Origin of the sequence: [Enterobacter] lignolyticus SCF1 (assembly GCF_000164865.1) — a bacterium.
Taxonomy (GTDB): domain Bacteria; phylum Pseudomonadota; class Gammaproteobacteria; order Enterobacterales; family Enterobacteriaceae; genus Enterobacter_B; species Enterobacter_B lignolyticus.
In genome coordinates, this window is record NC_014618.1 from 1353320 (window position 1) to 1365428 (window position 12109).

Genomic DNA, 12109 nt, shown 5'->3' on the forward strand with positions numbered 1-12109 from the left:
TTTGACGTTTAGGGCTTTCCTTATAAAAAGCGGAGTCTTTTTTGTGACAGTTAGATACAATTTACCCGGTTCTTTCGACCCGCTCATATTGGGAACGGTGTAGTTATGCTTGAGATGTTGATGCAGTGGTATCGCCGTCGCTTTAGCGACCCGGAGGCGATAGCGTTACTGGTCATTTTGCTTGCCGGTTTCGGCATCCTTTTCTTTTTCAGCGGCCTGCTGGCTCCGCTGCTGGTGGCGATCGTACTGGCCTATCTGCTGGAGTGGCCGACAATCCGGCTTGAGCGCATCGGCTGCTCGCGCCGCTGGGCGACCTCTATTGTGCTGATACTGTTCGTCGGTATTTTACTGCTGATGGCGTTTGTGGTGATGCCGGTCGCCTGGCAGCAGGGAATTAACCTTATCCGCGATATGCCGGGCATGCTCAATAAGCTCTCAGACTTTGCCGCGACGCTGCCGCGACGCTATCCGGCGCTGATGGACGCCGGCATCATCGACGCCATGGCCGATAACATGCGCAACCGGATGCTGACGATGGGCGACTCGGTGGTGAAATACTCGCTGGCCTCCCTGGTCGGTCTGCTGACGCTGGCGGTATATCTCGTTCTGGTGCCGCTGATGGTGTTCTTCCTCGTCAAAGACAAAGAGCAGATGCTCAACGCCGTACGCCGCATCCTGCCGCGTAACCGCGGGCTGGCGGGCCAGGTCTGGAAAGAGATGAACCAGCAGATAACCAACTATATTCGCGGCAAAGTGCTGGAAATGGTGGTGGTGGGCGTCGCAACGTGGATTGGCTTCCTGCTGTTCGGCCTCAACTATTCGCTGCTGCTGGCGGTGCTGGTCGGGCTGTCGGTGCTTATCCCCTATATCGGCGCCTTCGTGGTGACCATCCCGGTGGTGTGCGTGGCGCTGTTCCAGTTCGGTCTTGGTACCGAGTTCTGGAGCCTGTTCGCGGTGTATCTGATTATTCAGGGGCTGGACGGCAACCTGCTGGTGCCGGTGCTGTTCTCCGAAGCCGTGAACCTGCATCCGCTGGTGATTATTCTCTCGGTGGTGATTTTCGGCGGGCTGTGGGGCTTCTGGGGCGTTTTCTTCGCTATCCCGCTGGCGACGCTGATTAAAGCGGTAGTCCATGCCTGGCCGGACAGCCCGGCGGTTGACGAACCGTAATGCCAATCCGGCAAAGCGTGAACGGCTTCATACCGTCGCGGCTGGCCGACAGATAAGGCAATGCGCGTCCGGTCGGACATTTATTGTCAGAATATCCAAATAATGCCGTCTTGAAGACGGCTTTTTTGTTTTTTTATACTAAGCATTCTGAACTGAATTTCGTTATTTAAGAACGTCCTGCCTGGTTCTCCTGTCGGCTCGAGTGAGAAGCGAGATGAAAAAGCAATATCTGAAGGACTATACCGCGCGCCAGATTGTCCAGCGGGCGATGAGTATTATTCCGTACTCCGTCAACGTGATGGATGAGCACGGCATCATCATCGCCTCCGGGGAGCCGTCGCGGATCCACCAGCGGCACGAAGGGGCTATCCTGGCGCTGAAGGATAACCGGGTCGTCGAAATTGATTCCGCCACCGCCATTACGCTTAAGGGCGTTCGTCCTGGCATCAATCTGCCCATCTCGTTTCATGGGCAGCTGATTGGCGTGCTGGGGATAACCGGCGAGCCCGACGAGGTGCGGGCCTACGCCGAGCTGGTCAAAATGGCGTCCGAGCTGGTGATTGAACATATGGCGCTGATTGAGCAAAAAGAGTGGGACAAGCGCTATCGCGAAGAGCTTATCCACCAGCTCATCATGCGTGAGCCGCCCGCCGAGCGGCTGCATTCGATGGTCTCCTATCTGGGGATTGATCTGCAGCAGCCGATGGTGGTGGCGATTATCGAGCTGCGCCAGCCGGATCGGGAAGCGCTGCGCAACCTGATGGACTATTTTGAAAACCGCGCCCGCGACCATCTGGTGACCTTCACCGATTTCAACGAGCTGATCATCATTAAGCCCATCACCATGAAGGGCGGGCGCTGGGATCTGGGCCAGGAAATGAAGGATCTGCAGTGCTTTAAGTCCTGGGCCAGCAGCTCCGGCTTTAGCCGAATTATCGTCGGCGGCCATTTCCCGGGAGAGAGCGGGCTGCACCGTTCCTGGCAGACCGCCCGCGCCACCCAGGCGATGGTGAAGCGGCAAAAAGTGAAAGATCAGTACGTGTTCTACCATGACTACGCGCTGCCGGCGCTGCTGAGCGATGTGGCCGAAAGCTGGCAGGTGCAGGAGCTGTCCCGTCTGTGGCTGCAGCTGGTGAACCACGACAGCAAAGGGGTGCTGCAGCAGACGCTGCGGGCATGGTTTGAGCATAATTGTGACCTTTCTCAAACGGCGAAGGCGCTGCATATTCATGTCAATACGCTGCGCTACCGCCTGCAGCGCTGTGAAGATATAACACATATAAAAATCAATGACATGAAAAGCGTTCTTTGGCTGTTTATCGGCATGGAGCTGCAGCGTGACGCTGTAGATTCCCACAATTTATCGGCAAAGCGCCCGACGAAAGTTCGTTAAAACCTCCAGTTCAGGGGCCCGGGGTTTTCCCCATACTGCGCCAGTCAATTAACAGGAGCGCAGAACATGACATCGGTATCGACACTGGGAGCCATAGCCGCACTGGTCGTGGCCATATTTCTGATTTTACGTAAGGTTTCTCCGGCCTACGGCATGATGGCCGGCGCGCTGGTGGGCGGGCTTATCGGCGGCGCCGGGCTGGTTGAGACCGTCACGCTGATGGTCACCGGCGCGCAGGGGATCACCAACGCCGTGCTGCGTATTCTGGCGGCGGGCGTGCTGGCGGGGGTGCTGATTGAGTCCGGCGCGGCGAACACAATAGCCGAAACGGTGGTGAAAAAAATTGGCGAGACCCGGGCGCTGCTGGCGCTGGCGATAGCCACGCTGTGCCTCACCGCCGTCGGCGTGTTTATCGACGTGGCGGTGATTACCGTGTCGCCTATCGCGCTGTCCATCGCCCACAAAGCGGGGCTGTCGAAAACCGCGATTCTGCTGGCGATGGTGGGCGGCGGTAAAGCGGGGAACGTGATGTCGCCAAACCCGAATACCATCGCCGCCGCGGATGCCTTCCACGTCCCGCTGACCTCCGTGATGCTGGCTGGGGTGATCCCGGGCCTGTTCGGGCTGGTGGTGGCGTATCTGCTGGCGAAAAAACTGAGCAACAAAGGCAGCCCGGTGACCGCCGATGACGTGATTACGCACGACGCGACGCGCCAGCAGCCGCGTTTCTGGGTCTCCGTCAGCGCGCCGCTGGTGGCCATTCTTCTGCTCTCCCTGCGCCCGATTGCGGGCATTGCGATTGACCCGCTGATTGCGCTGCCGGTTGGCGGCCTTGTCGGAACGCTGCTGATGGGGCGCGCGCGGCAGACCAACCAGTTTATGGTGGCGGGCCTCGCCCGTATGGCGCCGGTGGCGATTATGCTGCTCGGCACGGGGACGCTGGCCGGGATTATCGCGAACTCTGAGCTGAAAGAGGTGCTGATCCACGGGCTGACGGCGTCGGGGCTTCCGGCGTATCTGCTGGCGCCGGTTTCCGGGGCGATAATGTCAATGGCGACGGCGTCAACCACGGCGGGCACGGCGGTAGCCTCCAGCGTCTTCGCGCCAACGCTTATCGAGCTGGGCGTTTCCGCGCTGGCGGGCGCGGCGATGATCCACGCTGGCGCTACGGTGCTCGACCACCTTCCGCACGGCAGTTTTTTCCATGCGACGGGCGGCAGCGTGAATATGCTTATTCGTGAGCGTCTGAAGCTGATGCCGTATGAAACGCTGGTCGGCCTGACCATTGCCGTTGTTTCCACATTGATGTTCGGCGTGTTTGGACTTGCAGGATAACCCTAATGAAGATTGTGATTGCACCCGATTCGTTTAAAGAGAGCCTGTCGGCGATGGGCGTGGCCTGCGCCATTGAGGCCGGTTTCCGTGAAATCTATCCCGAGGCGCAGTACGTCAAAGTCCCGATGGCGGACGGGGGCGAGGGCACCGTCGATTCCCTGGTGGAGGCCAGCGGCGGGCGCTATCAGGACAGCGAGGTCATGGGGCCGCTGGGCACGCCGGTTACGGCGCGCTGGGGAATGATGGGCGATGGCCGGACGGCGATTATCGAAATGGCGGCGGCCTCCGGGCTGCACCACGTTCCGCCGCCGCTGCGTAACCCGCTTAATACCACCAGCTACGGCACCGGCGAGCTTATCGTCGCCGCGCTGGAGCAGGGCGTTGAGCAGATTATCCTCGGCATCGGCGGCAGCGCCACTAACGACGGCGGTGCGGGTATGATGCAGGCGTTAGGCGCGCGTTTGCTGGATGAGAACGGCAAAGAGATCGCCCGCTGCGGCGGCGGCCTGGAGGCGCTGGCGGAGATAGACGTCAGCCGGCTGCATCCGGGACTGGCCAATGTCGCTATCACCGTCGCCTGCGATGTGAATAACCCGCTGTGCGGGCCGCGCGGCGCCTCGGCGGTGTTTGGCCCGCAAAAAGGAGCTACCCCCGAAACGATCGCACGGCTTGATGCGGCATTAGCCAACTGGGGGCGCCTGATGGCGCAAACTACCGGCATTGAGGTGCTGGAGGCACCAGGCGCAGGCGCCGCGGGCGGCATGGGGGCGGCGCTGCTCGGCCTGCTCAACGCCAGGCTGCGGGCGGGGGTTGAGATAGTGGTCGAAACGCTGGCGCTTGAGGAGAAGCTTATCGATGCGGATCTGGTGATTACCGGGGAAGGGCGGCTCGACAGCCAGAGCATCTGCGGCAAGACGCCCATCGGCGTGGCGCGGGTGGCGAAACGTCACCATAAGCCGGTGATAGCCCTGGCCGGCGGGCTGCAGGCCGATCACCCGGTGGTGTTCGGACACGGTATCGATGCGGCGCTATCGATCCTGACGCACGTGGTGACGCTGCCGGAAGCGCTGGAGGAAGCGGAGTATAACCTGCGAACGACGGCGCGCAATGTTGCCGCCATCTGGAAGCTGGCGAGTAAGGCATAAAAAAATAACGCCCCGGTTCGGGGCGTTATCTTAGGATAGTCAGGCGCTTTCTTTCAGCCAGTTCAGCACCACGTCGTGGTGGTTGCTGGTCTTGAAGTCGTCAAACACGTGCTCGACTTTGCCGTCGCCATCCACCAGGAAGCTGATGCGATGGATGCCGTCGTAGGTTTTGCCCATGAAGGATTTCTCCCCCCAGACGCCAAACTGTTCGCAGACCTGGTGGTCTTCATCGGACAGCAGGGTAAAATTAAGCAGCTCTTTTTCGGCAAAACGGGAGAGCTTTTCCGGTTTGTCAGTGCTGATGCCCAGCACCTCAACGCCCGCTTTTTTTAGCTCATCCATATTGTCGCGCAGGCCGCAGGCTTGCACGGTGCATCCTGGGGTCATAGCCTTCGGGTAAAAATAAACCAGAACTCGCTGTCCCTGGAAGTCGGTTAAATTTACTTGCTCGCCGTCTTGATCGGGCAAGCTAAATTTCGGTGCGATGTCACCGGCTTTCAGTGGGTTCATTACTCAACTCCATCCTGTTCATCATGCTGTGAATAATTGACGACGTTTATACTGCCTTGTGCATTCAATTCTGTACATAGGGCTTTGAACGCTTGCTCGATATTTGACGCGTTTTGCGAGGCAGGACTATGAGCGGTAATCTGGATGAAGAGCTGGGCGGGCGCATCTTGCTCGTTCGCCTGCGTGCGCGACACCAGTTCGGCGATGTTCATCTCGTGGGCGTCGAAGAGCCCGGTGAAACGTTCGATAATGTGCGGCGAGTCAGGAACGTCGACCTGTACCCAAACGGTGGAGGGGAGCGCCGGACGCGGACGCGCGGTTGTGCGCTTCATCACAATCAGCAGATCCAGTTCCGCCCCTTTTAACGGCAGGGTGGATTCAATCAGGGTAATGGCGTTCCACGAGCCGGAAAGCAGCATGATAAACGTGAACTCATCGCCCAGCATCGCCAGTCGGCTATCTTCGATGTTACAGCCGCAGCTGCTGACGTGACGGGTAATGGTATTCACGATGCCAGGGCGGTCGGCACCCAGTGCGGTAATAACCAGGTAGTGATGTAATGAGGCTGTCAAACCTGTTCTTCCTTTGCAAAGGTGGGTTAATAACTAGGAAAGCATAAAAAAAACCGGCATACAACATCCGGAGTCGCTCGGGTCGCTTGCTTTTATTACAGTTCCAAACGTACCATTGGAACCTTGTCTGCTCCTGCACTGAGGATGGTCCATGTTCACGGGAAGTATTGTAGCGCTTGTCACGCCGATGGATGAGAAAGGTAATGTCGACCGTTCAAGCCTGAAAAAACTGATTGATTATCATGTCGCCAACGGAACGTCGGCGATTGTTTCGGTTGGGACGACCGGCGAATCCGCCACGCTGAGCCATGACGAGCACGGCGATGTAGTGCTGATGACCGTGGAGCTGGCCGATGGCCGTATTCCCGTGATTGCCGGCACCGGCGCGAACGCGACCGCCGAGGCGATCAGCCTGACCGAGCGTTTTAACAACACGGGCATCGTCGGCTGCCTGACGGTGACGCCGTACTATAACCGCCCGACTCAGGAAGGGCTGTTCCAGCACTTTAAAGCGATCGCCGGACATACTGACCTGCCGCAAATCCTGTATAATGTGCCGTCCCGTACCGGCTGCGATATGCTGCCGGAAACCGTGGGTCGTCTGGCCGAAATTAAAAATATTGTCGGCATTAAGGAAGCGACCGGGAACTTAAGTCGCGTTCATCAGATCAAAGAGCTGGTTTCAGACGACTTTCTTCTGCTGAGCGGCGATGACGCCACGGCGCTGGATTTTATGCAGTTAGGGGGACACGGCGTGATTTCCGTGACCGCTAACGTTGCCGCGCGCGATATGGCGGAAATGTGTAAACTGGCGGCTGAAGGGCAGTATGCGCAGGCCCGCGTTATCAATCAGCGTCTGATGCCGTTACACAATAAATTATTTGTCGAACCCAATCCTATCCCGGTTAAATGGGCATGTAAGGCGTTGGGACTTGTGGCGACCGATACGCTGCGTCTGCCGATGACACCGATTACCGACCATGGTCGTGATGTGGTGGCTTCCGCGCTCAAGCACGCCGGTTTGCTGTAAAGTTTAGGGAGATTTGATGGCTTACTCAGTACAGAAGTCGCAGCTGGCGAAGGTTGCGGGTGTTTCGCTTGTTCTGCTCCTTGCAGCATGCAGCTCAGATTCGCGCTATAAGCGCCAGGTGAGCGGCGACGAAGCCTATCTGCAGGCGGCGCCGCTTTCTGAACTTCATGCGCCGGCGGGAATGATCCTGCCGATTCAGAACGGTGATTACAACATCCCGGTTGCCAGAGGCGACGGTGCAACGGGTAAATCGCTGGATATCCGTCCACCGGCTCAGCCGCTGGCGCTGGTGTCCGGCGCCCGCACGCAGTTTACCGGCGACACGGCGACCCTGCTGGTAGAAAGCGGGCGTAGCGGTTCCCTGTGGCCGCAGGTGGTGAGCATCGTTCAGGCGAAAAACTACACCATCACCAAACGTGACGACGCCAGCCAGTCGCTGAACACCGACTGGGTGCAGTGGAACCGTCTGGATGAAGATCAGCAGTACCGCGGCCGCTATCAAATCTCTGTGAAACCGCAGGGCTATCAGCAGGCCGTGGTGGTGAAACTGATCAATCTGGAGCAGGGCGGCAAGCCGGTGGCCGACGCCGCGTCCATGCAGCGCTACAGCGCCGAAATGCTGAACGTGATTTCCGCCGGTCTGGATAAGAACGCGACCAACGCGCAGAACGCCGCGCAGAGCCGCGCCGGGGCAACCTTCGACGTGCAGAGCGCTGCGGACGATACCGGTCTGCCGATGCTGGTGGTGCGTGCGCCGTTTAATCAGGTCTGGCAGCGTCTGCCGGCAACGCTTGAAAAAGTGGGCATGAAGGTCACCGACAGCACCCGTTCTCAGGGCAGCGTCGCCATCACCTACAAACCGCTGTCTGACAGCGGCTGGCAGGCGCTGGGGACCCGCGATCCGGGTCTGACCTCGGGCGATTACAAACTGCAGGTGGGCGACCTCGATAACCGCAGCAGCATGCAGTTCATCGATCCGAAAGGCCACACGCTGACGCAATCGCAGAACGACGCGCTGGTATCCGTATTCCAGGCGGCGTTTAGTAAGTAATAGACAGGGCCGGAGCGATCCGGCCCTTTTTTCTGCCGGTATACGCAAACGTGTGCGTCGGTAGAAATACAGGGATTTACTGTTAATTTCTCATATCTGGAGTAATTCAAAATGCAAAAGCAAGCTGAGTTGTATCGCGGCAAAGCGAAAACCGTTTACAGCACGGAAAACCCGGACCTGTTGGTGCTCGAATTCCGCAACGATACGTCAGCAGGGGATGGCGCGCGTATTGAGCAGTTTGACCGTAAAGGAATGGTGAACAACAAGTTCAACCACTTCATTATGAGCAAGCTGGCGCAGGCGGGCATCCCGACCCAGATGGAAGCACTGCTCTCCGACACCGAGTGTCTGGTGAAAAAGCTGGAGATGGTGCCGGTAGAGTGCGTGGTGCGCAACCGTGCCGCCGGTTCTCTGGTCAAGCGTCTGGGCATTGAGGAAGGGATAGAGCTCAACCCGCCGCTGTTTGACCTGTTCCTGAAAAACGACGCCATGCACGACCCGATGGTGAACGAGTCCTACTGCGAGACATTTGGTTGGGTGAGCAAAGAAAACCTGGCGCGCATGAAAGAGCTGACTTACAAAGCGAACGACGTGCTGAAGCAGCTGTTTGACGACGCGGGCCTTATCCTGGTCGACTTTAAGCTGGAGTTCGGCCTGTACAAAGGCCAGGTGGTGCTGGGTGACGAGTTCTCCCCGGACGGCAGCCGCCTGTGGGACAAAGAGACCATGGACAAGATGGATAAAGACCGCTTCCGCCAGAGCCTGGGCGGCCTGATCGAAGCCTACGAAGAAGTGGCGCGTCGTCTGGGCGTTAACCTCGACTAACCGCGTTTCCCGCTATTCATCAGAGGATGCTCGTCATCCTCTGATGCCCTCCGCCTTGTTTACTATGGTAATCCTCCGCCGAACCACCTACGATCTAACGAACATTATCAGGACTGATAGAGGTTGTTATGCGTTGGCAAGGTCGTCGCGAGAGCGACAATGTAGAAGACAGACGAAATGATTCCGGCGCGCCGATGATGGGCGGGCGCGGTTTTCGTCTCCCCAGCGGCAAGGGGGGGATTATTTTGCTGCTGGTGGTGGTCGTGGCAGGCTACTACGGCGTCGACCTGACCGGCCTGCTTACCGGCCAGCCGTTGACGTCGCCCGCGACCCAGCAGTCCATCAGCCCGAAAGACGACGAAGCGGCGAAATTCACCTCGGTTATTCTGGCGACCACGGAAGACACCTGGGGGCAGATTTTCCAGAAGATGGGCCGTCAGTACCAGCAGCCGAAGCTGGTGATGTACCGCGGCGCGACCCGCACCGGCTGCGGGACCGGCCAGTCGGTGATGGGGCCGTTCTACTGTCCGGCGGACAGCACCGTCTATATCGACCTCTCCTTCTACGATGACATGAAGCACAAGCTCGGCGCGGATGGCGACTTCGCCCAGGGCTATGTTATCGCCCATGAGGTGGGCCACCACGTGCAGAAGCTGCTGGGCATCGAGCCGAAGGTCCGTCAGATGCAGCAGCAGGCAAGCCGGGCGGAAGTGAACCGCCTGTCGGTCCGTATGGAGCTTCAGGCCGACTGCTTTGCCGGCGTCTGGGGGCACAGCATGAAGCAGCAGGGCGTACTGGAAAATGGCGACCTGCAGGAGGCGCTGAACGCCGCTCAGGCGATTGGCGACGACCGTTTGCAGCAGCAAAGCCAGGGGCACGTGGTGCCGGACAGCTTCACCCACGGCACCTCCGAGCAGCGCTACACCTGGTTTAAGCGGGGTTTCGACAGCGGCGATCCGGCCCAGTGCAACACCTTCGGCAAAGCGTTGTAATCGTTGATGGCGGAGATGGACGCGCTGTCCGCGCTTGCCGCGCGGATGGCTGAAGAAGGCATTCGCCGCCTGCTGGTGCTGAGCGGCGACGGCGGGTGGTGCGAGCGTCAGGCGGCCGCGCTGCGCGCGCGGCTTGGCGATGACGGGCTGTGGATCGGCCCGCAGCCGGTGGCGGCGCCTTATTGCGCGCCCGGCGCACTGAAAACGTGGCTGGGACGCGAGTACCGCCACGCCTTTTTTGATGCCCGCGAGGGCTTTGACGTTGCGGCGTTTGCTGCGCTTGCCGGTACCCTGCGGGCGGGGAGCTGGCTGGTGCTGCTGGTGCCGGATTTTGACCGCTGGGTTTCCCTGCCGGACGCCGATTCGCTGCGCTGGAGCGATGGCACCGAGCCGATTGCGACGCCGCATTTCGTGGCGCACTTCTGCCGTACGGTCGCCGCATCGCCGCAGACCGTGGTCTGGCGACAGGCGCAGCCGTTCCCGGCAATCGACGCTGCGCCGCGACCTCACTGGCATGCCGCGTCGGGGCAGCCGCTGCGCGAGCAGGCGGCTATCCTCCGGTCGCTTGCCGCCATGCCGCCCGGCGTTGCGGCGGTTACCGCGGAGCGCGGGCGGGGCAAGTCGGCGCTGGCGGGGATGCACCTTTCCCGCCTGGCCGGTACGGCCATCGTCACCGCGCCGACCCGGGCCGCAACCGACGTCCTTGCGGCGTTTGCCGGCGATAAGTTTCGCTTTCTGGCGCCGGACGCGCTGCTGGCGTCCGACGAGCGCGCCGACTGGCTTATCGTTGATGAGGCCGCCGCTATCCCGGCTCCGCTGCTGTATCAGCTTGCCTCCCGTTTTCCCCGTACGCTGCTGACGACCACAGTGCAGGGGTATGAAGGCACCGGGCGCGGTTTTTTGCTCAAGTTTTGCGCCCGGTTCAGCCGCCTGCGCCGCTTTACGTTAGAGATGCCGGTACGCTGGGCCGCCGGATGCCCACTGGAGGCGGTGGTCAGCGAACTGCTGCTGTTTGATGACTCGCTCCCGGCCGCCGCTGGCGGTGACGTGCAGATTCAGCCGGTCGGGCAGACGGCGTGGCGGGACAGTCCGGCGCTGCCTGCGGCGATGTATCGGCTGCTGACGGCGGCGCATTACCGCACTTCGCCCCTCGATCTGCGGCGCATGATGGATGCGCCAGGGCAGCACTTTACCGCCGCCCGCCTGACGACGGGAACGCTGGTCGGCGCGCTGTGGCTGGTGGATGAGGGCGGTTTGTCGGCTGAGCTCAGCAAAGCGGTATGGGCGGGGTATCGGCGTCCGCGCGGCAGCCTGGTGGCGCAGTCTCTGGCCGCCCACGGCGGCAGCCCGCTGGCGGCAACGCTAACCGGGCGAAGGATCAGCCGTATTGCCGTACATCCGGACCGCCAGCGCGAAGGCCTCGGGCAGCGGACGATCGCGGCGGCCGTGGAGAATGCGTCAGGCTGCGATTATCTGTCGGTGAGCTTCGGCTATACCGAGGAGCTGTGGCGCTTCTGGCAGCGCTGCGGCTTCATGCTGGTGCGGCTGGGCACCCAGCGCGAGGCCAGCAGCGGCTGCTATACCGCTATGGCGCTGTATCCGCTGTCGTCTGCCGGTCGCCAACTGGCGCAGGACGAGCAGCAGCGCTTATATCGCGATGCCCCGTGGCTTGACCGCTGGCGGGAGCAAAAGCTTGCGCCTGGCCGACAGCCAACGGCTATTCTTACTGATGAAGACTGGCTCGACGCGGCCGGATTCGCCTTTGCCCACCGTCCGCTGCTGGCGGCGGCAGGCAGCCTTAACCGCCTGCTGCTGCAGGTTCACGAGCCCTGCCCGGCGCTGCGCGGGCGGCTGCAGCAGCAGGACGATGAGTCGGCGCTGTGCCAGGCGTTAGGCCTGCCGGGGCGTAAGGCGCTGCTGGCGCGCATGCGTGAAGAGGCGGGCAGGGCGCTGCTGGCGCGCGACCCGCTACGCGCAGCGGCGCTGCGCGAAGAGGTCGGCCAGCTGCAATTTTTTTAACTAACTCATTCAGTTAAATGTCATGGTCATTACCGGTCAACGGCGTAGACTTCTCGCCAATACAGTA

Annotated in this window: 11 protein-coding genes; 9 read left to right on the forward strand and 2 right to left on the reverse strand. The window is 60.4% G+C overall.

What is annotated here, in order from left to right; genetic code table 11:
• Positions 1–105: 105 nt before the first annotated feature.
• The 4 genes from ENTCL_RS06385 (at position 106) to ENTCL_RS06400 (ending at position 5043) form a co-directional block, all read left to right on the forward strand.
• On the forward strand, positions 106–1170 hold the full coding sequence (locus ENTCL_RS06385; RefSeq protein ID WP_044611909.1) for an AI-2E family transporter: 1065 nt from the start codon (positions 106–108) through the stop codon (positions 1168–1170).
• Between the two features lie 214 nt (positions 1171–1384).
• Positions 1385–2563 (forward strand): sugar diacid recognition domain-containing protein, encoded by a 1179-nt coding sequence (locus tag ENTCL_RS06390; RefSeq protein ID WP_013365298.1) that lies wholly within the window; start codon positions 1385–1387, stop codon positions 2561–2563.
• 66 nt (positions 2564–2629) lie between these two features.
• Positions 2630–3898: a GntP family permease gene (locus ENTCL_RS06395; RefSeq protein WP_013365299.1), complete on the forward strand. Its 1269-nt coding sequence runs from the start codon at positions 2630–2632 to the stop codon at positions 3896–3898.
• Positions 3899–3903: 5 nt separating this feature from the next.
• Entirely contained in the window at positions 3904–5043 is a 1140-nt protein-coding gene (locus tag ENTCL_RS06400; RefSeq protein WP_013365300.1) for a glycerate kinase, read from the forward strand.
• Between the two features lie 39 nt (positions 5044–5082).
• Here ENTCL_RS06400 and bcp read toward each other — a convergent pair whose 3' ends face one another.
• Together bcp and ENTCL_RS06410 are read right to left on the reverse strand one after the other, a co-directional pair.
• Positions 5083–5553, reverse strand: coding sequence for a thioredoxin-dependent thiol peroxidase (bcp, locus tag ENTCL_RS06405; protein ID WP_013365301.1), 471 nt, complete (start codon positions 5551–5553; stop codon positions 5083–5085).
• Positions 5553–6125, reverse strand: a complete 573-nt coding sequence (locus tag ENTCL_RS06410) for a glycine cleavage system transcriptional repressor (RefSeq protein ID WP_013365302.1) — start codon at positions 6123–6125, stop codon at positions 5553–5555. Before ENTCL_RS06410 ends, bcp begins: the two co-directional genes overlap by 1 nt.
• Before the next feature lie 151 nt (positions 6126–6276).
• On the opposite strand from ENTCL_RS06410, the gene dapA reads away from it, so the two are divergent.
• The 5 genes from dapA to ENTCL_RS06435 all read left to right on the forward strand — a co-directional run bounded on the left by dapA (position 6277) and on the right by ENTCL_RS06435 (position 12042).
• On the forward strand, positions 6277–7155 hold the full coding sequence (gene dapA / locus ENTCL_RS06415) for a 4-hydroxy-tetrahydrodipicolinate synthase (protein ID WP_013365303.1): 879 nt from the start codon (positions 6277–6279) through the stop codon (positions 7153–7155).
• A 16-nt stretch (positions 7156–7171) separates the two neighbouring features.
• Positions 7172–8206, forward strand: coding sequence for an outer membrane protein assembly factor BamC (bamC, locus tag ENTCL_RS06420; protein WP_013365304.1), 1035 nt, complete (start codon positions 7172–7174; stop codon positions 8204–8206).
• A 111-nt stretch (positions 8207–8317) separates the two neighbouring features.
• Positions 8318–9031: a phosphoribosylaminoimidazolesuccinocarboxamide synthase gene (gene purC, locus ENTCL_RS06425; RefSeq protein ID WP_013365305.1), complete on the forward strand. Its 714-nt coding sequence runs from the start codon at positions 8318–8320 to the stop codon at positions 9029–9031.
• A 128-nt stretch (positions 9032–9159) separates the two neighbouring features.
• Positions 9160–10023, forward strand: coding sequence for a KPN_02809 family neutral zinc metallopeptidase (gene ypfJ, locus ENTCL_RS06430; RefSeq protein WP_013365306.1), 864 nt, complete (start codon positions 9160–9162; stop codon positions 10021–10023).
• A 15-nt stretch (positions 10024–10038) separates the two neighbouring features.
• The gene (locus ENTCL_RS06435; RefSeq protein ID WP_044611910.1) at positions 10039–12042 is read left to right on the forward strand and encodes a tRNA(Met) cytidine acetyltransferase TmcA; all 2004 of its coding nucleotides are present in this window, start codon (positions 10039–10041) and stop codon (positions 12040–12042) included.
• Positions 12043–12109 lie beyond the last annotated feature (67 nt).